19 protein-coding genes and 1 pseudogene are annotated in these 20,035 nt (G+C 75.0%); 13 read left to right on the plus strand and 7 right to left on the minus strand.

What is annotated here, in order from left to right; translation table 11 throughout:
- Positions 1-147: 147 nt before the first annotated feature.
- Entirely contained in the window at positions 148-429 is a 282-nt protein-coding gene (locus ACN20G_RS28830) for a hypothetical protein (protein ID WP_424216154.1), read from the plus strand.
- 221 nt (positions 430-650) lie between these two features.
- Here the strand turns inward: ACN20G_RS28830 and ACN20G_RS28835 are convergent, their stop codons facing one another.
- From ACN20G_RS28835 to ACN20G_RS28845, 3 genes are all read right to left on the minus strand, one after another.
- A complete protein-coding gene (locus ACN20G_RS28835; protein WP_125604293.1) occupies positions 651-812 on the minus strand; it encodes a hydrophobic protein in 162 nt (53 codons plus the stop codon).
- A gap of 69 nt (positions 813-881) precedes the next feature.
- The gene (locus ACN20G_RS28840; protein WP_424216155.1) at positions 882-1,910 is read right to left on the minus strand and encodes an ROK family protein; all 1,029 of its coding nucleotides are present in this window, start codon (positions 1,908-1,910) and stop codon (positions 882-884) included.
- A 130-nt stretch (positions 1,911-2,040) separates the two neighbouring features.
- Positions 2,041-2,904, minus strand: a complete 864-nt coding sequence (locus tag ACN20G_RS28845; RefSeq protein WP_424216156.1) for a ketose-bisphosphate aldolase — start codon at positions 2,902-2,904, stop codon at positions 2,041-2,043.
- Positions 2,905-3,088: 184 nt separating this feature from the next.
- On the opposite strand from ACN20G_RS28845, the gene ACN20G_RS28850 reads away from it, so the two are divergent.
- Complete coding sequence (locus ACN20G_RS28850) at positions 3,089-3,946, plus strand: DeoR/GlpR family DNA-binding transcription regulator (RefSeq protein WP_424216157.1); 858 nt, start codon at positions 3,089-3,091, stop codon at positions 3,944-3,946.
- A 169-nt stretch (positions 3,947-4,115) separates the two neighbouring features.
- Here ACN20G_RS28850 and ACN20G_RS28855 read toward each other — a convergent pair.
- From ACN20G_RS28855 to ACN20G_RS28865, 3 genes and pseudogenes are all read right to left on the minus strand, one after another.
- Positions 4,116-5,186: pseudogene (locus ACN20G_RS28855) on the minus strand (PTS fructose transporter subunit IIC); the annotation flags it as partial.
- A gap of 3 nt (positions 5,187-5,189) precedes the next feature.
- Positions 5,190-5,504, minus strand: coding sequence for a PTS fructose transporter subunit IIB (locus ACN20G_RS28860; RefSeq protein WP_424216158.1), 315 nt, complete (start codon positions 5,502-5,504; stop codon positions 5,190-5,192).
- Positions 5,505-5,540: 36 nt separating this feature from the next.
- Positions 5,541-6,014 (minus strand): PTS sugar transporter subunit IIA, encoded by a 474-nt coding sequence (locus ACN20G_RS28865; protein WP_424216159.1) that lies wholly within the window; start codon positions 6,012-6,014, stop codon positions 5,541-5,543.
- A 272-nt stretch (positions 6,015-6,286) separates the two neighbouring features.
- Between ACN20G_RS28865 and ACN20G_RS28870 the strand changes: the two genes are divergently transcribed.
- The 6 genes from ACN20G_RS28870 to ACN20G_RS28895 all read left to right on the plus strand — a co-directional run bounded on the left by ACN20G_RS28870 (position 6,287) and on the right by ACN20G_RS28895 (position 10,760).
- Entirely contained in the window at positions 6,287-7,198 is a 912-nt protein-coding gene (locus tag ACN20G_RS28870; RefSeq protein WP_424216160.1) for an aminoglycoside phosphotransferase family protein, read from the plus strand.
- A 180-nt stretch (positions 7,199-7,378) separates the two neighbouring features.
- Positions 7,379-7,894, plus strand: coding sequence for a DUF4232 domain-containing protein (locus ACN20G_RS28875; RefSeq protein ID WP_424216161.1), 516 nt, complete (start codon positions 7,379-7,381; stop codon positions 7,892-7,894).
- A 47-nt stretch (positions 7,895-7,941) separates the two neighbouring features.
- Positions 7,942-8,559 (plus strand): DUF4232 domain-containing protein, encoded by a 618-nt coding sequence (locus ACN20G_RS28880; protein ID WP_424216162.1) that lies wholly within the window; start codon positions 7,942-7,944, stop codon positions 8,557-8,559.
- 196 nt (positions 8,560-8,755) lie between these two features.
- On the plus strand, positions 8,756-9,361 hold the full coding sequence (locus ACN20G_RS28885; RefSeq protein WP_424216163.1) for a phosphatase PAP2 family protein: 606 nt from the start codon (positions 8,756-8,758) through the stop codon (positions 9,359-9,361).
- Between the two features lie 86 nt (positions 9,362-9,447).
- Positions 9,448-9,822 carry a BlaI/MecI/CopY family transcriptional regulator gene (locus tag ACN20G_RS28890; RefSeq protein ID WP_424216164.1) on the plus strand — a complete coding sequence of 125 codons (375 nt, stop codon included), beginning with the start codon at positions 9,448-9,450 and terminating at the stop codon, positions 9,820-9,822.
- Positions 9,819-10,760, plus strand: coding sequence for a M48 family metalloprotease (locus ACN20G_RS28895; protein WP_424216165.1), 942 nt, complete (start codon positions 9,819-9,821; stop codon positions 10,758-10,760). Before ACN20G_RS28890 ends, ACN20G_RS28895 begins: the two co-directional genes overlap by 4 nt.
- Before the next feature lie 292 nt (positions 10,761-11,052).
- On the opposite strand, the gene ACN20G_RS28900 is transcribed toward ACN20G_RS28895, so the two are convergent.
- A complete protein-coding gene (locus ACN20G_RS28900) occupies positions 11,053-11,586 on the minus strand; it encodes a hypothetical protein (RefSeq protein WP_424216166.1) in 534 nt (177 codons plus the stop codon).
- A 257-nt stretch (positions 11,587-11,843) separates the two neighbouring features.
- On the opposite strand from ACN20G_RS28900, the gene ACN20G_RS28905 reads away from it, so the two are divergent.
- The 5 genes from ACN20G_RS28905 to ACN20G_RS28925 all read left to right on the plus strand — a co-directional run bounded on the left by ACN20G_RS28905 (position 11,844) and on the right by ACN20G_RS28925 (position 19,854).
- Positions 11,844-12,311, plus strand: coding sequence for a MarR family winged helix-turn-helix transcriptional regulator (locus tag ACN20G_RS28905; RefSeq protein WP_424216167.1), 468 nt, complete (start codon positions 11,844-11,846; stop codon positions 12,309-12,311).
- On the plus strand, positions 12,308-13,198 hold the full coding sequence (locus tag ACN20G_RS28910; protein WP_424216168.1) for an ABC transporter ATP-binding protein: 891 nt from the start codon (positions 12,308-12,310) through the stop codon (positions 13,196-13,198). Before ACN20G_RS28905 ends, ACN20G_RS28910 begins: the two co-directional genes overlap by 4 nt.
- Positions 13,155-14,018 carry an ABC transporter permease gene (locus ACN20G_RS28915; RefSeq protein WP_424216169.1) on the plus strand — a complete coding sequence of 288 codons (864 nt, stop codon included), beginning with the start codon at positions 13,155-13,157 and terminating at the stop codon, positions 14,016-14,018. Before ACN20G_RS28910 ends, ACN20G_RS28915 begins: the two co-directional genes overlap by 44 nt.
- A 320-nt stretch (positions 14,019-14,338) precedes the next feature.
- Positions 14,339-18,364 carry a Pls/PosA family non-ribosomal peptide synthetase gene (locus ACN20G_RS28920; protein ID WP_424216170.1) on the plus strand — a complete coding sequence of 1,342 codons (4,026 nt, stop codon included), beginning with the start codon at positions 14,339-14,341 and terminating at the stop codon, positions 18,362-18,364.
- Positions 18,361-19,854, plus strand: coding sequence for a M1 family metallopeptidase (locus ACN20G_RS28925; protein WP_424216171.1), 1,494 nt, complete (start codon positions 18,361-18,363; stop codon positions 19,852-19,854). The genes ACN20G_RS28920 and ACN20G_RS28925 overlap by 4 nt, the downstream gene beginning before the upstream one ends.
- Positions 19,855-20,035 lie beyond the last annotated feature (181 nt).

Below are 20,035 nucleotides of genomic sequence, written 5' to 3' on the forward strand. Positions count from 1 at the left end.
GCGGGGCGGGACTTCGCTCGCCGGCGCGGCCGGGACGGGCCGGCGGGGAACCAGTGAGGACACCGGGCGCGCGGGAAGGACCTCCGCATCCCGTCCACACCAGGCTCCGCCCCGTCACACCGGGGCGTCCGGACCGGAGGCACGATCTTGATCATCCACACCCGCGACGACGTGCTCACGCTGATCCTCGACGAACCCGTCGCCGTGGAGGCCCGGGCGCGGACCGCCGCGATGATCGTCGACCTCGTGCACACCCACCGACCCCGCCACGTCGTGTTCACGCTGCACCCGGGCGCGGCCGGTCCGGTCGCGGCGAGTCTCCTGACCAGGGCCGGGGGCCTGTGCGCGGAGCTCGGCATCCGCTTCTCCGCCCCCGTCCCCACCCTCACCCGCCCGGCCCCGGCCCCGGCCCCGGCGGGCATCGAATAGAGCCCCACGCCCGGGCCGGCCGGGGATCGGCTCGGGCGGGTGGCGTCGGGGCGGGTGTCGATCGTTGGAGGTGCACGGGGTTCCCCGCGCGTCACGGCATCCGCCCCGACGTGCCCCTCGTGTACCCACCGGGGCCGAGTTCACCACCTCGGCGCGCACGCGGAGCCGGCCCGCCCCGCGGATGCGGGGCGGGCCGGCTCGGTTGTGCGTGCGTCGAGCGGTTACCAGCGATACCAGCGGCCGCTGCCGCCCTTGGGTCGGGCGACGAAGCCGATGAGCCACAGGACCAGGACGGCGATGGCGATCCACCAGAGGATCTTCACCGCGAACCCGGCGCCGAACAGGATCAGGATCAACAGCAGGACCAGAAGAAGGGGAACCATGTTTTTGCACCTCCGCAGCACCGTGTGCCCCCACTCCGGCCGGACATGCGTTCGCCCTTCACCTGTTCTTTATGTCCCGCTACCGGCCGCTTCTCGGGCCGCGGCGGCCGCTCCGACGAGGCCGGCGGTCGTGCCCAGGGTCGCTCGGACGACGGTGATCTCGCGGGCGAAGTCCAGGGCCGCGTAGGTGGGCAGATGACGGCGCACGGGGTCGAGGAGCACGTCGCCGGCCTGGCCGACGCCGCCGCCGATGACCGCGGTGTCGAGGTCCACGAGGGTCGCGGTGGCGGCGATGGCGGCCGCGAGGGCCTTGCCGGCGCGTTCGAAGGCTGCTTCGGCGAGGGGGTGTCGCGCGCGGGCGGCCGTCGCGAGGGCCTCGGCGCCGGCGGGCCGGCCGCGGTCGGTGGGGAATCCGTGCGCGTGCGCCCAGGCGGCGATGGCCGTGCCCGAGGCGATGGTTTCGAGGCAGCCGCGCGATCCGCAGGGGCAGGGCGGGCCCTCGTGGTCCACGGTGATGTGGCCGATGTGACCGGCGTTCCCCGTGGGGCCTGTGTGGAGGCGGCCACCGAGGACGAGTCCGCCGCCGACCCCGGTGGAGACGACCATGCACAGGGCGTTGTCCGCGCCTCGGGCGGCGCCGTGCGCGTGTTCGGCGGCGGTCATGGCGATGCCGTCGCCGACGAGGGTGATGGGGACGGGGGATCCGAGGCGGGCCAGGGCGGTGCGGGTGGCGTCGAGGAGGGGGAACGCGCGCCACGCCGGGATGTTGACCGGGGAGACGGCGCCGGCGGCGGTGTCGAGGGGGCCGGCGCTGCACACGCCGCACCGGGTGACGCGGTGCCACAGGGGGGTGCGGGCGAGGTCGGCGAGGACGGCGTCCACGGCGTCCATGACGGCGGTGGGGCGCCGGTGGGGCGAGAGCCCGGAGGGGCGGGGGGTGGGGCGCAGGGCGGCGGCGTGGACGGTTCCGTCGTCGGCCACGAGTCCGGCCGAGATCTTGGTTCCGCCGATGTCGACCGCGAGGGTGAGTTCCTCGGTCGCTTCGGTGCCGCGGTGGGGGTCGGGGCACGGGGGCGGGGGTGGGGGCGGGGTGTTCATGGTCGGTGTCCTGGTGGGGCCGGGCCGGTGCGGCGTGAGGCATTGGGGGACGGGGAGGCGGGCGGGGCCGGTGGGGCCTTCGGGGTGGGCGCACCGGCTCCCGCGCCGTCCGCCGTGCCAGGGGTTCGCTTCAGTACAGGTCGGCCTTGCCGTCGGCGCCGAAGAGGCGGATCTTGTCGGCGGCGACCTTCTTCATGGCGGGGATGCTCAGCGGCTGGATGACGTTGGGCTCGCGCAGGGAGGGGTCGGCGATCAGGGCCTCGCGCATGGCCTGGTGGTAGGCGGCCTTGATGTCGCTGGAGATGTTGATCTTGCCGATGCCCCGGGAGGCGGCCTGGGCGATCTCGTCGTCGGGGTTGCCCGAGCCGCCGTGCAGGACCAGGGGCACCTCCACGGTCTTCTTGATCTCGTCGAGGAGGTCGAGGCGGAGCTCGGGGGTCATCCCGGCGGGGTAGAGGCCGTGGCTGGTGCCGATGGCGATGGCGAGCGAGTCGACGCCGGTCTCGGTGACGAAGCGCAGGGCGTCGGCGGGGTCGGTGTGCACGATCTCGGAGGCGCCGGCCTCGGCCTGTTCGTCGAGCTTGCCGATGGTGCCGAGTTCGCCCTCGACGGAGACGCCGACGGCGTGCGCCACGCGGGTGACTTCCTTGGTGAGGGCGAGGTTCTCGTCGAAGGGCAGCAGGGATCCGTCGATCATGACGGAGGTGAAACCGGCCTGGATGGCCGAGAGGACCTGGTCGAGGGTGGCTCCGTGGTCGAGGTGGATGGCGACGGGGACGTGGGTGCGGTGCGCCCGGGCGATGACGGAGGGGATGAAGTCGACTCCGACGTGCGCGAGTTCGTCGGGATGGATCGCGACGATGAGGGGCGAGTGCAGTTCCTCGCTGATCTCGACGAGCCCCTTGAGCATCGCGTGGTCGCTGACGTTGAAGGCGGGGACGGCGAAGCCGTGTTCGTGGGCGGGGGCGAGGACGGCCTGTCCGGTCATCAGCATGACGTGTCTCCTTCTGACGGGGTGGATCGGGCGCTCGGCAGCAGGATTGATGCGGTTTCTCGCTGCCTTGCCGGACTGTCGGTCGCCGGTTTCTGCGACCTATTGCCAGAATATGCGGGTACTTGCCGACTCAATAGGGACCAATGTACTTTTTGTGCATGTTTGATCTTCGGAAGGTTGACTGATGAGCGCACAGGGCTCACGGAGCAGGAACGGGCGTCTGCCGGCGGGGCGCAAGGCCGATCTCGTGGCGTACGTGACCGAGCGGGGCCAGGTGTCCGTGGCGGCGCTGGCCGAACGTTTCGGCGTGTCCCCGGACACGATCCGCCGCGATCTGGACGCGCTGGACTCACAGGGGATGTTGATCCGCACCCACGGCGGGGCGGTCAGCACCTCGTTGGTGCCCGATCCGGACACCGGCACCGACGTGCGGGCCCGGCTGCACGCCGACGACAAGCTCTCCATCGCGACGGCGGCGGCGGCCTGCGTCCGGGACGGGGCATCCCTGTTCGTCAACGGCGGCACCACGACCCTGGCCGTGATGCGCCGGCTGGGCGGCCGGCGGAACCTGCGGGTGGTCACGAACAACCTGCTGCTGCCCGAGGCCGTCCCCGGCGAGGCCGTCGAGGAGCTGTTCATGGTCGGCGGACCGGTGCGGGCGAGCGCCCTGACCACCACCGGCCCGCTCTCCTCGGCCTTCGGCGCCCTCCCGACGCCCGGGGTCGCGTTCCGCTGCGACATCGCCCTGATCGGGGTCGGCGCGGTGGGCCCGACGGGGTACTCGACCAGTCACCTGCCGGAGGCCGCCCTCATCGCGGAGATGGCCCGGAACGCGACGACGGTGATCGTCCTGGCCGACTCCTCGAAGTTCGGCCGGACCCTGTTCGCGACCACAGGAGCGCTGTCCATGGCCGATGTCCTGATCACCGACACCCCTCCGGCCCCGGAACTGGCCCGGGCCCTGGCGGAGGCGGGCGTCACCGTGAACGTGGCGGACGCCCTCGCCGACGGGGACGGCGGCCCGGCGGGCCCGACCGGCTGACCCGCTGACCCGCAGGGCTGCGGGCGGCGCCGGTCGGCGGGGTCCAGGGGGCTCAGGGGGGTCAGACGAAGGTGATTCGGGAGGGATCCACGTCCTTCTCCTTGGCGAGCACGGCGGGGTCCACGGGCGCGCCGGCGGTCACCACAGGGGCCGCGGGGGTCGCGGGGGCCTCGTCGCCGTCCTCGACGTGCCCGTCCTCGGCCTCCTCCTCGGAGAGGCGGGGTTTCCAGAGGACGAGGATCGCGGCGGTCACCGCGGAGCCGATGGCGAGGGCCAGGAGGAACAGGAGCGGGTGGTTCATGGCAGGGACGATGAACAGGCCGCCGGAGGGCACGGGACTGCCGACGTTCCACAGCATCGAGAACCCGCCGCCGATCGCCGCGCCGGAGGAGCAGGCGACGACCGTGCGCAGGAGGTCCGCGGCGGCGACCGGGATGACGCCCTCGGTGATCATGCAGGCGCCCATCGGGAGGGCGACCTTGATGTTGTCCTTCTCGCGCCGGCCGTAGATCGGGCGGCGCAGGACCCGGCTGAGGGCCCAGGACAGGCCGATGCCGAAGGGCGGGACCATCGAGGCGAGGATCTTGACGGCCTCGGGCTGGAAGATCCCTTCGAGGAGCATGCCGTCGGCGAAGAGGGAGGTGGTCTTGTTGACGGGGCCGCCGAAGTCGAACGCGGCCATGCCGCCGAGGATGGCGCCGAAGCCGAAGCGCATGGAGCCCTGCATGGCGGTGAGGAACTCGGTCATCTGCCGGGTGGCCCACACGATCGGCACGCCGATGACGAAGTACATCGCCAGGCCCACGACCAGGGTGGACAGCAGCGGCAGGATCATCATCGGCATCAGGCCGGCCGCCCAGGCGGGCACTTTGAGGACCTTGCGGAGCCAGAGCAGGAACCAGCCGACGCAGAAGCCGCCGAGCATGCCGCCGAGGAACCCGGCGCCGATGGAACCGGCGATCGTGCCGATCAGCAGGCCGGGGGCGATGCCCGGCCGGTCGGCGATGGAGTAGGCGATGGCGGCGGAGATCACCGCGGGCAGCAGGCCCATGCCCAGGACGCCGAGCGAGAGGAGGGCGGACTGCCAGCCGTAGGGCTGGGAGTAGTCCGTGATCACCTTGCCGCCGGCGAGGTTGCCGATCGCGATCAGCAGGCCGGAGGCGACGACGACGGGCAGGAGGTGGGAGATGGCGGTGAGGGCGTGTTTCTTCAGGCCCAACGAGGGGCGCCGGACGGCCACGGGTCAGCCCTCCGCGAGTTTCGTCTCGATGGCCCGGAGCAGCTTGGTCGGCGACTGGATGACCGTGCTGGTGCCCACCTCGACCACGCGTTTGCCCTCGAACCGCTCCCGGCCGCCGATCTTGATGTCGACGGCGAGGAGGACGAAGTCGGCGGCCTCGATGTCGGCGCGCTCCAAGCGGTCCTCGGTGCCGATGGTGCCCTGGGTCTCGACGGCCGCCCGCCAGCCGAGGGTGGCGGCGGCGCCGAGGAGCTTCTCCTTGGCGATGTAGGTGTGGGCGATTCCGGAGGTGCAGGCGGCGACCGCTACGAACTGCATGATGGTGTCTCCTTCGGTGTGCGCGGGTGGGTCGGATCAGGCCACGTCGGTCGCGAAGAGCGCGACGACGTCCCCCGAGGTCCGGGCCCGGTGGAGGTCGGCGACGAAGGCGTCACGGCCGAGCAGGCGGGCGACCCTCTGGAGCAACCTCAGGTGGGTGGTGTCGGCGTCGTCCTCGCGGACCGCGAAGAGGATCACCAGGTCGACGTCGCCGTCGTCGATCGAGGGCCACGTCAGCGGGGTGCGGCAGCGGCCCACCGCGATGGCGGTGGAGGCGACCGCACGCGACTTGCCGTGCGGGATGGCGATGCCCTGCCCGAGTCCGGTCGGGCCGGCCGCCTCGCGGGCCTGGACGTCGGCGATGAAGCGGGCCGCGTCGAGCACCCTGCCGTCGGCCACGAGGAGGTCGGTCAGCTCGCCGATCGCCTCGGCGCGGGTGGCGGCTGCCAGGTCCAGGCACACGAGCCGCTCGTGGAAGACCTGTGTCGGATCGAGTTCGTCGGTGGGCATCGGGCCGTCTCCTCACACGTGACACTTCCGCAAGACGCACAATCCGGCAGTCTCGGCAGCATCATGCGCCGACTTGCGCGGACTCGTGCGAGTTCTTGCGCATAATCCTGCGCCTTTTTGAGTGTTGCCTGGAGAGGCGAACGTCCGGGTCCACCGACCCGGCCCCCAGGCCGAAAGGCCGTCGCGAAAATCGATCGACAGCGGGGGCCGGGGTGACCTGTGATGGCTCCGGCTGTCCGCCGGACGGGGCGGGCCGAGGACAGGAGCCGCCCTTGCCGACCGAGAACACGACGGACCCGCTCCCCGAGATCGACACCGCTCTGGTGCGACGTCTGGTCGACGCGCAGTTCCCGCGATGGGCCGGGCTGCCCCTGAGACGGCTCGACCCGGCCGGCTCGGACCACGTGATCCATCGGCTCGGCGACCGCCTGTCCGTCCGGCTGCCCCGTCAGGCCGGCGCGATCGGGCAGGCCGCGAAGGAGTCCCGGTGGCTGCCCCGACTCGCCCCGCACCTCCCGCTGACCGTCCCCGAGCCCGTGGGGGTGGGCGAGCCCTCGTTCGGCTATCCGTGGCCCTGGGCGGTGTCCCGTTGGCTTGACGGGCGGGTCGCGACGGCCGAGGTTCTGGGCGACTCCGCCCCGGCCGCCGTCCTCCTCGCCCGCTTCCTCGGGGCGCTCCGCCGGATCCCGACCGAACACGTCCCGGCCTCGGAAGCCCGCGGGGACCTCGCCGGCGGAACCCTCGCCGACCGGGACCGCGCGACCCGGGCCGCGATCGCGGAGGTCGGCGACCGCTTCGACACCGGGGCCATGACCGCGCTGTGGGAGGCGGCCCTGAACGCCCCGCCCTGGGACCGTCCTCCGGTGTGGTTCCACGGCGACTTCCACACCGGGAACCTGCTGACCGTCGACGGCCGGCTCGACGCGGTCATCGACTTCGGCGGCCTCGGCATCGGCGACCCGGCCCCCGACCTGATGATCGCCTTCACCCTGATGTCACCCGGGAGCCGGGCCGTCTTCCGGGCCGCGCTCGACGTGGACGACGCCACCTGGCTGCGGGGCCGCGGCTGGGCCCTGGCCACCGGTCTGAACGCCTACACCCACCACGCCGCGACGGACCCGACGGTCGCGGCCCAGACCACCCGTCAGATCACCGCCTCCCTCACCGACCCCCTCACCGAATGACCCACCCTGACGGGCCAACGGGCCCGTTGGGTTGCCCATGGAAGGGTCGAGTCCGCTTTTGCGATGTGTGTGAACGTCTGTGACGGGTTGGGGACATTGATCCGTCGGGTCGTCGGGGATCCTGGGAGTACCGCGGCTCCGTCGGGGGTATCCGCGGGTTCGTATCCGAGGAGTCTGATCATGTTCGTGAACCGCAAGACGGCCGCCGCGTTGTTCGCCTCCGTGTTGTTGACGGCGGGGGCCGTCGGCACCGCGCAGGCCGCCTCGACGGGCGGGGCGGCCGGGGCGTCGGCGCCGTCGGCGTGTCGGCCGGCCAACCACCGGGCGACGATCGTCCAGGACCAGTCCAGCGCCGGCCACATCCACTTCCGCGTCACCCTCACCGCCCCCGCCGGATACGCGCCCTGCACCCTGGCCGGCTCGCCGACCGACGCGCGCTTCGCCTACCGGGGCAAGGCGGTCGGCACAGCGGCCGGATCGTACGGGGACCAGGGCCAGGCGGTGACCTTCGGTCCGGGCCGGCCCGTCCACTTCGACATCCAGGTCCCCAACCTGGGCACCACCCGCGCCGCCGACACGGCCGAGTTCACCCTCACCACCCCCGGCGGCGGTACGATCCCGGGCGCCTCCGGCGTGACCGGGACCTTCCGCGTCGCCGACGGCACCCGCATCGGCCCGGTCCAGCCCGGCGCCTGACCACCGGTCACCACCACCATCACGTTCACTCCATCGGGGGACACACCATGACCGACACCACCACGAACCCCACCAACCCCACCGGCCCCGCGCCGCGTTCGCGGTCCCTGCTCGGGCGGGTCGGGCGCGCGCCCGTCGCGTTCGCGACCGCGGCCGTGCTCACCCTCGGCCTGAGCGGCTTCGCCGCGACCCAGGCCAACGCGGCCACCGTCCTGTTCTGCACGGCGGCGGACGTCAAGCCCTCGATCGTGCACGGCACGGACGCCGACCCCGACCCCGACGCGACCCAGACCTCCGCGTCCCTCCTGCTCACCAACACCGGCAAGCGCACCTGCGTCACCCGGGGGTTCGTGGGTCTGGACCTCATCGCCCGCAACGGCGACCGGTGGAGCGTCGCCCGGCAGAAGGCCACGACCGAGCGGATCACCCTCAAGCCCGGTGTCGCCACCATGGCGGAGCTGATCTTCCTGCCCTGGCACGCCAAGGAGCAGCAGGGCTCCGGGGCGGTCGAGTTCAAGCCCGTCAAGGTCGCCATCACCCCGCCCGACACCACCACGACGACCACCGTCGCCTGGCCCTGGCCCACCATCGGCCTCGTCCGCCAGGACGGCGCGACCCACCCCGGCACCTGGCTCACCCCCCTCGCCGGCACCGCCACCAGCTGAACCGTCCTCCCCACCGCAGCCCCCGGCCCCTCAGGCCGGGGGCTGCGGCCGTGTCCGGCGGGGGGGGGCGGGGGGACGGCGTGGGGTGATGTCGGGGGCGGTCAGGATCGTCTACAGTGCAGTAGACCGTCTACTCGACTGTAGTCAGTCGCGGGATGTCGCACGCGATCGCCCCGCCCGCCCGAAAGGTTCGCGCATGACACCAACCCTCGACGGTTCCCGGCTCGACGGGCCCGCCTACACGGACGTGACCGACCTCGCCCACCGGGCCCCCGGCTGGGTCGGCACCCTGGCCACCGCCTGGTCCGCCTACGGACTGGCGTTGTTCGGCCTCCTGATGCTGATCGGCTGGTGGCGGGCCCGCCGCACGGGCGGCGCCGCGGCCCTCGCCGCCCTCGCGGCCCCACTGATCACCGTCCTCGCCTTCGCCGTCGACCTCGGGCTCAAAAGCCTCGTCCGCGAGGACCGGCCCTGCCGCACCCTGCGCCTGCCCACCCTGGAGGCGTGCCCCGCGCCCGGCGACTGGTCCTTCCCCAGCAACCACGCCGCCATCGCGGCGGCGGCCGCCGTGGCCCTGCTGTTCGTCTCCCGCCGGCTCGGCGCCCTGGCCGTGCTCGCGGCGCTCGCGATGGGCGCCTCGCGGGTCTGGGTGGGCGCGCACTACCCCCACGACGTCCTCGCCGGACTCCTCCTCGGCGCCGCCGTGGCCTTCCTCGCCGGGCGACTCGTGCGCGGTCGGCAAGGCGCGTGGGCCGAGCGCTTGCGCGGCGGCCCGCTGCGCCCGCTGCTGACCGCCGCGTGACGGGCCCCACGCCCTCGCCGTCTACAGTGGGGTAGTCGGTCGGTTTCGCGGCGCGGGTCCCGCGCCTGACGTGTGGAGGGGTTGTCGTGGCGGACGCGGACGCCGAACGCCGGCCTGCGGGCGAGTTGGAGGCCGCCGTGCTGGCCGCGCTGTGGGCGGCGGGGACGCCGTTGTCGGCCGCCCGGGTGCGGGAGTCCCTCGCCCAGGACCTGGCCCGGACCACGGTGGCCACCCTGCTGACCCGGCTGCACGAGAAGGGCATGGTGGGGCGGCGCCCCGGCGGTCGCGGGTTCGTGTACTTCGCGATCCAGGACGAGCACGGGCTGACCGCCCGCCGCATGCACCGGGAGCTCGATCAGGTCGGGGAGGACCGGTCCGTGGTCCTGGCCCGGTTCGTCGAAGGACTCAGCTCCGACGACGAGGCCGAGCTGCGCCGGCTCCTGGACGGCGACGCGACGTGATCGTCCTCCTGCTGCTGCCGCTCCTGCTGCCCTGGGCACTGCCGTACACGGCCCGCGGGACCGCCGAGCGGGTGCGGCCGGACGTGGCCCTGTGGGCGGTCACCGGGGCGGCGGCCGTGCTCGCGGTGGGCACGATCGGGTGCCTCGGGGCGCTCGTGCTGCCCCTCGCGCTCGACGTGCCGCTGCTCGCGGACCTCGCGCACCTGCTCCGGCCGCTGCGGGCCGGGCCGCCGGCCCTGGTGTCCGCGGCCTCGGCGTTCGCCGCCGGAGCGCTGGTCGTGAGCGCCGTGGCGGCGGTGCGCGCGCTGGCCTCGGAGGCGCTGCGCCTGCGGGCGGCCCACCGGCGCGTGTCGGGCCTGCCCCGGGGCGGGGACCTGTGCGTGGTGGACGACGACCGGCCCGATGCCTTCGCCCTGCCCGGCCTCTCGCGGGGCGCGCACCGGATCGTGGTGACCTCCGGGATGCTGCGGTCGCTGGACGCCCGGGAACGCGAGGGGCTGCTGGCGCACGAGCGCGCCCACCTCGCCGCCCGCCACCACCTGTTCCTCGGGGTCGCGGCGCTGGCGGGCCGGTGCCATCCGGCGCTGGCCGCGACCGTCTCCACGGTGTCCTTCGCCGCCGAGCGCGCCGCCGACGAGCGGGCCGCCCGGGCCTGCGGGGACCGGGGGCTGCTCGCGCGGGCGGTGGGGCACGCCGCGCTGGCCGCGCACGCGCACCGTCCCGGCCCGCCGGGTCCGACGGTCGCCGCCGGCGGGACGACGGGGCCGGTGCCGGCCCGCGTGAAGGCCCTGCTCTCCCGCGCTCCGCGCCGGCGGCTGTGCGGGGCGCTGGTGGCGATGGCGCTGGTGTGCGCGCTGTCGGGCGCGTCGGCGGCCGTCGGGGGGCTCTGGTTGCACGACGGGGTGGAGACCGCGCAGGGCGAACGTCCGGCCCGCTGAGGCGGGCCCGGACGTACGTACCGGGCTTGACCCCGCCCACCACCACCCGCCACCGCCCGCCACCGCCCGCCGCCGGCCGCGTCGGGCCGAGAGGGCGCCGGCGCTTCAACCGGCGCTCACCACACGCCCGTTGCGCGAAGGCGGGAGCCGGGCGGGGCCGTGGCCGGGACGAGCCGCCCGCCCCCCGTCCATCTCCCCTTCCCCGCCCTCGCGTTCGGGGTGGCGGGGAACGGGACGCACCCGTGACAAGGCGGTCCTCGCACGATGGGCCGGCGCCTGCGGCCCGGGGGCCTCAGCCGGTGGCCGGGGCGATGGAGGTGATCCGGTGGGAGGTGGCGTCGGCCTGGACCTTGAGCTGCGAGGTGCTGCTGCCCGAGGTGTTCCAGATCAGGGTGACGGTGGCGTTGACCTTGCCGGCGGTGGTGCCGGCGGCGGTGACCTTCCAGGACAGCGGGACGTTCTGGGCCCGCAGCACCCCGTCGGCGTGGTTGGCGTTCTCCCACGTCGCGAGGGAGTTGCGCAGGGCCGGGGTGAGGTAGCTCGCGCGCAGGTCGTCGCGGTTCACCCCCGCGCCGCCCTGGGTGCCGTCGGTCTCGGCGATGACGTAGGCGCCGTAGAAGACGGCGATGCGGGTGAACGCGTCCTGGGAGCCGCCCGACACGGTCGTGGACGGGGCGGCGGCCGCGCGGGCCTGTCCGGCGTCGGCCTTCGGGGCCGTCGAGGCACCGGCGGGGATCGTGACGAGGAGGGCGAGGACGCCGGCGCCGGCGAGCCCGGCCGCGAGCGAACGGGAACGGGGGCGGGAGCAGCGGGACGGCACGGGCATGACGGATGACCTCGGCTTTCGGCAGGGCGGCCCGGGAGGTCCGGGCCGCGTGCGGTTCAAGCGGAACCGCGACACTCCGAGGTTTCCCCGCCGCCCGGGCCCTTCAATGTCCCCGGGCCGTCACAGGCGGGCATGCGAGAGGTCAAAGCGGACCCTGCCCTTCCATGGGCAACCGATCCGCCCCCGTGACCCGTCCGCGCCGGTTCGGGGCCGGCGCGGCCGGGTCTTTTCCTCTGTAGCAGAGCTAAAGTGAAGGCGTGGCTTCCGTCGAGTTCTCCGACGCGCTCGCCGACGCGCTCGCCGACGCGCTGGCAACGGTCCAACGCGTGATCCGGCGGCGGTTGCGGCACGGCGGCGCGGACCCGCCGCTGCGGGGCGCTCAGGTCGAACTGCTGCGGTTGGTCGCCGCCCGACCGGGCATCCGGGTCGCGGAGGCGGCCCGGGAGCTGTTGCTCGCGGGCAATTCGGTGTCCACCCTGGTCCAGCAGTTGAGTCGGGCCGGGTACCTGGTGCGCGAGACCGATCCCGCCGACCGCCGCTCCGTGCGGCTGATGCCCACCCCGGCGGCGAGTGCGCGGCCGGCCGACTGGGAACGGCGACGGTCCACGCTGATGCGCGAGCAGACGGCCCGGCTGACGCCCGAGGAACGGGCGGCGCTCGCCGAGGCCCTGCCCGTGCTGCGCAAGCTCGCCCGCAATCTGCGCGAGGACGTGGAGGGATCGTGAACGACACCGTCACCACCACCGCCGGCGGCCCCGGACCGGCCGGCGCCCCCGCGAGTCCCGCGGCCGTCCGCGTGCGGGGGCTGGAGAAGTCCTTCGGCGACACCCGGGCCGTCCGCTCCCTCGATCTGTGCGTGCGGGCCGGTGAGGTCTTCGGGCTGCTCGGGCCCAACGGCGCCGGGAAGACCACCACGATCCGCTGTGTCGCGACCCTGCTGCCGGTGCCGGCGGGCACGGTGGCGGTCTTCGGGCACGACGCGCGCGGGGAGCGCATGGCGGTGCGCCGGTTGCTGGGCTACGTGCCGCAGCAGTTGTCCGCCGACGCCTCGTTGACCGGGCGCGAGAACGTCTCGCTGTTCGCCCGCGTCTTCGACGTGCCGCGCCGGGAACGGGCCGCGCGGGTGGCGCAGGCGCTGGCCGCCGTGAATCTGACGGCGGCGGCCGACCGGATGGCCGGCACCTACTCCGGGGGCATGATCCGCCGGCTGGAACTGGCCCAGGCCCTGGTCAGCGCCCCGCGCCTGTTGATGCTGGACGAACCGACCATCGGCCTGGACCCCATCGCGCGGGCCGGGGTCTGGGAACAGATCGAGGCGGTGCGACGGGCCACCGGCATGACCGTGCTGGTGACCACGCACTCCATGGAGGAGGCGGAACGGTACTGCGACCGGGTCGGTCTGATGCACGCGGGGCGGGTCCACGCCCTGGGCACCCCGGCCGAGTTGCGGGCCGCGCTGCGCGAACACCGACGGGCCCGCACCGGCCGCGAGGAACCCCTGCCGACCCTGGAGGACGTGTTCCGCGAGGTGGCCGGCTCGGGATTCGAGGCGGAGGAAGGCGATTTCCGTGACATCAGGAGCACCCGGCGCACTGCCGGCCGACTCGGCTGACCCCCTCGCCGGCGCCGCGCCGAACCTGCTGCTCGTGCCGCCCGCGCCCCGCACGGGGTGGCGGGTCCTGCCGGCGCGGACCCTCGCGCTGTGCCTGGTCGAGCTCCAGAAGCTGCGGCACGACCGGTCCGAGCTGTACACGCGGGCGGTGCAACCGGCGCTGTGGCTGCTGGTGTTCGGGGAGACCTTCACCCGGGTGCGGGCCATCCCCACCGGCGACGTCCCGTACCTGGACTTCCTGGCGCCGGGGATCATCGCGCAGTCCGCGATGTTCATCGCGATCTTCTACGGCATCCAGATCATCTGGGAGCGGGACGCGGGCATCCTGACCAAACTGCTGGTCACCCCCACCCCCCGGGCCGCGCTGGTCGGCGGGAAGGCGTTCGCGGCCGGGGTGAAGGCCCTGGTGCAGGCGGCGGTGGTGGTGGTCATCGCGGCGGTGCTGGGGGTGGGGATGACGTGGAACCCGTTGCGGCTGCTCGGGGTGGCCGCTGCGGTGGTGTTGGGGGCGGCGTTCTTCTCCTGCCTGTCGATCACCATCGCGGGTCTGGTCCTCACCCGGGACCGGCTGATGGGCATCGGTCAGGCCATCACCATGCCGCTGTTCTTCGCCTCCAACGCCCTCTACCCGGTGGCGATCATGCCCGGTTGGCTGCGCGTGGTGAGTCACGTCAACCCGTTGACGTACCAGGTGGACGCGTTGCGGGGGCTGCTGCTCGGGACGCCGGCGCACCTGGCCCTGGACTTCGGGGTGCTGGCTCTCGCGGCGCTGGCCGGCATCCTGGCCTCCGCCGCCCTCCTGGGCCGGCTGGCCCGCTGAGGCCCGTCCCCGCCGCCCCGCCGACCCTGGGCCGGTGGGGTGAGACGGGGACCGAACAGCAGGGCAGGGATCGGGAAAATCCTGATCAAGAGCCCGGGAGGGGCGGGCCCGCGACACGCGGGGACGGGGGCGCCCCGGGCCATGGGGGCGGGGGCATTTGACGTGGTCATGGGCATCGCCGGCCTGCGTTCGATTCGCGGATCCTTGGCGTCCGCGCGGTGAACCCGGGCCCGGCCGGCGGTATCTGTGCCGGTGTGCGGTCCCGCTCCCCCACGGAGCGGGACCGGCGTCCCGCGGCACACGAGGAGAAGGCCCACCCGATGTCATCCGATCCGCTCCGTACCACCCCCACCAGGACCGGTGCCCGGTATCTCGGCGCACCCGCCCGTCCCCCGCGCACCCTCCTCGACGTCTTCGACGCGACCGCCGCCGCGTACCCGACCGCCCCCGCCCTGGACGCGGGCGGGCGATCCCTCGACTATCGGGAGCTCGGCGCGGCCGCCGGGGCGCTGGCGCTCGCCCTGCGGCGGGCCGGCGCGGCGCCCGGGGACCGGATCGGGGTGCGCGTGCCCTCGGGAACGGTCGAGTTGTACGTCGCGGTGCTGGGCGTGCTGCGATCCGGGGCCGCGTACGTGCCGGTGGACTTCGACGATCCGCGGGAGCGGGCCCGGACGGTGTTCCGCGAGGCCGGGGTCCGGCTGGTCGTCGGCGCGGGCGGACGGATCACCGACCTGTCCGACGCGGCCGGCGCGCGGCCCGACGCCGCTGCCGCCGACACCATCGACGACGTGGCCGGCGGTGTGCGGGCGGTGGGGCCGGCGGACGACGCGTGGATCATCTTCACCTCGGGGTCGACGGGCGCGCCCAAGGGGGTCGCCGTCACCCACCGGTCGGCCGCCGCGTTCGTGGACGCGGAGGCGGGGCTGTTCCTGCCCGCCCGGCCGCTGGGGCCCGGGGACCGGGTGCTGGCGGGGCTGTCGCCGGCCTTCGACGCCTCCTGCGAGGAGATGTGGCTGGCCTGGCGCAGCGGGGCCTGTCTGGTGCCGGCGCCCAGGTCCCTGGTCCGGGCCGGGCACGAGCTGGGGCCGTGGCTGGTGGAGCGGGGGATCACGGCGGTGTCCACCGTGCCGACCCTGGCGGCCCTGTGGCCGGCCGAGTGCCTGGACGGCGTGCGCCTGTTGATCGTGGGCGGTGAGGCGTGCCCGGCCGAGCTGGCCGACCGCTTCGCCGGGGACGGGCGCGAGCTGTGGAACACCTACGGGCCGACCGAGACCACCGTCGTGGCCTGCGCGGCCCGGCTGGCCCCCGGGGAGCCGGTGCGCATCGGGTTGCCGCTGGCGGGCTGGGACCTGGCGGTGGTGGACGAGTCGGGGGAGCCGGTGGACTTCGGCGGGGTGGGCGAGCTGGTGGTCGCGGGGGCGGGGGTGGCCCGGTACCTCGACCCCGTCAAGGACCGGGATCGCTACCGGGCCTGCCCGGCCCTGGGGGCGGAGCGCGCGTACCGCACGGGTGACCTGGTGCGCGCCGACCCGGAGGGGCTGGTGTTCGCGGGCCGGGTCGACGACCAGGTCAAACTCGGGGGCCGGCGGGTCGAGTTGGGGGAGATCGACGCCGCGTTGACGGCGCTCGCGGGGGTGCGCGGGGCGGTGTCGGCCGTGCGGGACACCCCGGCGGGCGGGAAGGTCCTCGTCGGGTACGTGGTGCCGGGGCCCGACTGGGACGCGCGGCGGGCCCGGGCCGATCTGGCCGGGCGGCTGCCGGCCGCGCTGGTGCCGGTGCTCGCCGCGATCGAGGCCCTGCCCACCAAGGTCTCGGGGAAGGTGGACCGGGCCGCCCTGCCCTGGCCCCTGCCCGCGGACCGGCCGGGGGCCGGGGTGGAGCTGACGGCGACCGAGGCCCGGCTGGCGGGGCTCTGGCAGGAGCTGCTGGGCACCCGGCCCGGGCCCGAGGACGAGTTCTTCGCCCTCGGCGGCACCAGCCTCGCCGCCGCCCGCCTCGCCTCGGCCCTGCGCGTCGACCACCCCGGGCTGTCGGTCGCGGACCTGTACCGGCGGCCCGTGCTGCGCGAGATGGCGGCCCACGCCGACTCCCTCGCCGCGCCCGGCGCGCCCGCCGCGCCGGCCCGCCCGGCGGTACGGCCGGTGCCGCGCCGGACGGGGCTGGTGCAGGTGCTCGTGCAGACGGCCCTGTTCGGGGTCACGGGTCTGCGGGGCGCGGTGGCGGTGGCCGCCACCGACAACGTGCTGGGGCTGTTGGCCCCGCACGCCTGGACCCCGCACAGCCCGTGGTGGTTCGTGCTGATCGGGTGGGCGGTGTTGTTCAGCGCGCCCTCGCGGTTCGTGCTGGGCGCCGGCGCGGCGCGGGCGTTGACCCGGGGGGTGCGGGCGGGGACGCATCCGCGCGGTGGGCGCGCACACCTGCGGTTGTGGACGGCCGAGCGGGTCGTGGCCCTGTTCGGCGTGCCGGCGCTGCTGGGCACCCCGTGGGCCGGCCGGTACGCGCGGGCGTTGGGGTGCGAGGTCGGGCCGGGGGCGGCGTTGCACGCGATGCCGCCGGTGACGGGGCTCGGCTCGTTCGGGGCGGGTTGCGCCGTGGAGCCGGAGGCGGACGTGTCCGGTTGGTGGCTGGACGGGGACCGGCTGGTGGTGGGGCCGGTGCGGGTCGGGGCGCGAGCCCGGGTCGGGCACCGGGCCACGCTGTTGCCGGGGGCGGAACTCGGCGAGGGCGCCGAACTCGCGCCCGGCGGCTGCCTGTCCGGGGCGGTGCCGGCCGGCGGGTCCTGGCACGGGTCCCCGGCCCGCCCCCGGCCGGCGGCCGAGGCGCGGCCCGCGCCGTCCGCCCCGGTCGGCGCGGGGCGGGGCGCGCGTCGTTGGCGGGTCGCGTACGCGCTGTCGCTGCTCGGCCTGCCGCTGCTGCCGGTCCTGGCCTCCGTGCCGGTGCTGCTGGGCACGTACTGGCTGGTCAGGGGGTGTGCCACGCTCGGTGAGGTGGCCCCGCGGCTGTTGGTCGCCGCCCCGCTGTCGGTGGTCGTGGCGACCCTGTGCCGGATCCTGCTGGTGGCGGCCGTGGTCCGGTGCCTGGGGCGGGCGATCGTGCCCGGGGAGCATCCGGCGGACGGGGGCGTGGCCTGGCGGGTGTGGGTGGTGCACCGGCTGCTGGACGAGGCGCGCGGCAGCCTGTTCCCGTTGTACGCCAGTCTCGCCACCCCGATGTGGCTGCGGTTGTTGGGGGCGCGGGTGGGTCGGCGCGCCGAGATCTCCACGGTGCTGCCGTTGCCCTCGTTGTTGTCGGTGGACGACGGGGCCTTCCTCGCCGACGACACCCTCGTCGCCCCGTACGAGTTGCGGGCCGGTCGGATGCGGCTGGGGCGCGTGCGGGTGGGGCGGCGGGCGTTCGTGGGGAATTCGGGGATCGTGGGGCCGGGGCGGGAGGTGCCCGACGGCGCGTTGATCGGGGTGCTCTCGGACGCCCCGCGGGACGCGGCGCCCGGGAGTTCCTGGCTGGGCCGGCCGGCGCTGGCGCTGCCCCGCACGCCGACCGCGGCCGATCCCGGACGGACCTTCGCGCCGGCCCGTCGGCTGGTCCTGGCCCGCGCCCTGGTGGAGTCGTGCCGGGTGGTGCCGCTGGTGTGCGGGCTGTGGTTGGCCGAGGGGGTGTTCCTCGGCGAGCAGGACGCGTTGGCGGCGGGCGGGCCCTGGTCGGCGGCGCTGGTCGCCGTCCCGTTGCTGCTGGTGGCGGGGCTGCTGGCCGCGCTGGTCACGACGGCCGCGAAATGGCTGCTGGTGGGGCGGTTCCGGGCCGGTGAACATCCGCTGTGGAGCGGGTTCGTGTGGCGCAACGAGCTGTACGACACCTTCGTCGAGTCCCTGGCCGTGCCCTGGCTGGTGGGTCCGTTCACCGGCACCCCGGTGCTGAACTGGTGGTTGCGGACCCTCGGGGCCCGTGTGGGGCGCGGGGTGTGGTGCGATACGCACTGGCTGCCGGAGACCGACCTGATCACGCTCGGGGACGGGGTCACCGTGAACCGGGGCTGTGTGCTCCAGACCCACCTGTTCCACGACCGGATCATGCGGCTGGACACGGTGCGGCTGGAGGCGGGGGCGTCGCTGGGCCCGCACGGGATCGTCCTGCCGGGCAGTGCCGTCGGCGCCCGGACCTCGGTGGGGGCGGCCTCGCTGGTGATGCGGGGCGAGACCGTGCCGGCCGGGACGGCCTGGGCGGGCAACCCGGTGGCGGCGGTACGCGAGACGGGCGCGCCCGAGACCGGCGGGCGAGAGGCCGGGGTCCGCGGGACCGGCGTGCGCGGGTCGGACGTGCGGGCGCACGCGGGGGTGGGCGGCGCGTGAGGACCGTGGACGGCGCGCCGGGCCCGTCGGGTTCCGGGGCGCACCGGTGCGGCCGGCGGGGCCTGTTGGCGGCCCTGGGCTCGGCCCCCCTCGTCGCCGGCGCCCTCGCCGCCCTGCGCGGCGACCGGCGGCAGACGCGCGGGCGGGAGGCCGGGGCGGGGGGCGGCGGGCCGGAGCCCGGCGCGGGCCGCTACTTCCCCGACCACGGCTCCGAGGGCCACCGCACCCTCGCCTACGACCTGCGGCTCGGCTACGAGCCGACGCGCGCCCGGCTGGAGGGCCTGGCCCGGATCCGCGGCGTGACGCTGACCCGGGGCCGGGAGCTCACGCTGGACCTGTCGAACCGGCTGACGGTCGGCTCCGTGCTGCTCGACGCCGAACCCGTGCCCGTCCGCCGGGACGGCCACCGCCTGACCCTGTCCGCACCCCGGCCGCTCGCGGCGGACCGGCCCTTCGAGGTCGAGATCCGCTACGCGGGCCGGCCCGCGCCCCTGCCCGGCCCCTTCGGGCCGATCGGCTGGGACCGCACGGGCGACCGGGACGGCGGGACCCTCGTGGCCTCCCAACCCCTGGGCGCGCCCTCCTGGTTCCCGTGCAACGACCGGCCGGACGACAAGGCCGCCTACCGGTTCGCGATCACCGTGCCCGCGGGCCGGCAGGCCCTGGCCAACGGGACGCCGACCGGGCGAACGGTGACCGCCGACGGCCGGTGGCGCTGGACCTGGGAGCATCCCGGGCCGATGGCCTCCTACCTGGCCGCCGTGTACACCGGCCGGTTCCTCGTGGAGGAGCAGGGCGCGCTGCGCAACGCCTACCCGAGGCACCTGGCCGAGGACGCCCGGCACGACCTGGCGCGGCAGCCCGACATGATGGCGGCGTTCACCGCGAGGTTCGGCCCGTATCCCTTCGAGGGCTACGGGGCCGTGGTCGTCGACGCGGACCTCGGGGCGCCGGTGGAGAACCAGACCCTGTCGGTGTTCGGGCGCAACCACATCGACGGGGAACGGGGCTGGGAGTCCCTCGTCGCCCACGAGCTGGCCCACCAGTGGTTCGGGAACAGCGTCGGGGTCCGCGACTGGCGGGACATCTGGCTCAACGAGGGTTTCGCCACCTACGCCGAGTGGCTGTGGTCGGAACACGTCGGCGAGGACAGCGCCGACGCGCTGGCCCGGCGCGCGCACCGCCGGCTGGCCGGCGAACGGCAGGACCTGCTGCTCGCCGACCCCGGCCCGCGCGCCGTCTTCGACGACCGCGTGTACACGCGGGGCGCCTGCGCCCTGCACGCCCTGCGCCTGACCGTCGGCGACCCGGGGTTCTTCGGTCTGCTGCGTTCCTGGCACGCGGCCCGGCGCGGCGGCACCGCCGACACGGCGGCCTTCCTCGCCCACGTGGACACCACGACGGGCACGCCCCGCGCGGGCGAGACCCTGCGCCCGTGGCTGTGGCACAGGCCCCTGCCCCGTCTTCCCGAGGTCCCGGCCGGCGCCTGAGGGGGGTGGCCGAATTCCGTGCGGCGCGGGCGTGTCCCGCGTCCCGTCGGGCACTCTGGTGTGGTCACCCCCGACCGGTCCCGTCCGCCATCGCGGTGACGGGCGGGAGTTGTCGGGGCATCACGGATGGGCGCGTTCCGGAGTGAATCGCGTCCGCTGCGCGCGCAGTGCGTCCGTCCGC

The organism is Streptomyces dryopteridis, assembly GCF_049606955.1.
Lineage (GTDB): Bacteria > Actinomycetota > Actinomycetes > Streptomycetales > Streptomycetaceae > Streptomyces.

Bases quoted from the DNA above. Each gene is read 5' to 3' on its own strand.
- ACN20G_RS28835 (WP_125604293.1), bottom strand. From the start codon at position 812: ATGGTTCCCCTTCTTCTGGTCCTGCTGTTGATCCTGATCCTGTTCGGC.
- ACN20G_RS28840 (WP_424216155.1), bottom strand. From the start codon at position 1,910: ATGAACACCCCGCCCCCACCCCCGCCCCCGTGCCCCGACCCCCACCGC.
- ACN20G_RS28845 (WP_424216156.1), bottom strand. From the start codon at position 2,904: ATGCTGATGACCGGACAGGCCGTCCTCGCCCCCGCCCACGAACACGGC.
- ACN20G_RS28850 (WP_424216157.1), top strand. From the start codon at position 3,089: ATGAGCGCACAGGGCTCACGGAGCAGGAACGGGCGTCTGCCGGCGGGG.
- ACN20G_RS28860 (WP_424216158.1), bottom strand. From the start codon at position 5,504: ATGCAGTTCGTAGCGGTCGCCGCCTGCACCTCCGGAATCGCCCACACC.
- ACN20G_RS28865 (WP_424216159.1), bottom strand. From the start codon at position 6,014: ATGCCCACCGACGAACTCGATCCGACACAGGTCTTCCACGAGCGGCTC.
- ACN20G_RS28875 (WP_424216161.1), top strand. From the start codon at position 7,379: ATGTTCGTGAACCGCAAGACGGCCGCCGCGTTGTTCGCCTCCGTGTTG.
- ACN20G_RS28880 (WP_424216162.1), top strand. From the start codon at position 7,942: ATGACCGACACCACCACGAACCCCACCAACCCCACCGGCCCCGCGCCG.
- ACN20G_RS28885 (WP_424216163.1), top strand. From the start codon at position 8,756: ATGACACCAACCCTCGACGGTTCCCGGCTCGACGGGCCCGCCTACACG.
- ACN20G_RS28900 (WP_424216166.1), bottom strand. From the start codon at position 11,586: ATGCCCGTGCCGTCCCGCTGCTCCCGCCCCCGTTCCCGTTCGCTCGCG.
- ACN20G_RS28920 (WP_424216170.1), top strand. From the start codon at position 14,339: ATGTCATCCGATCCGCTCCGTACCACCCCCACCAGGACCGGTGCCCGG.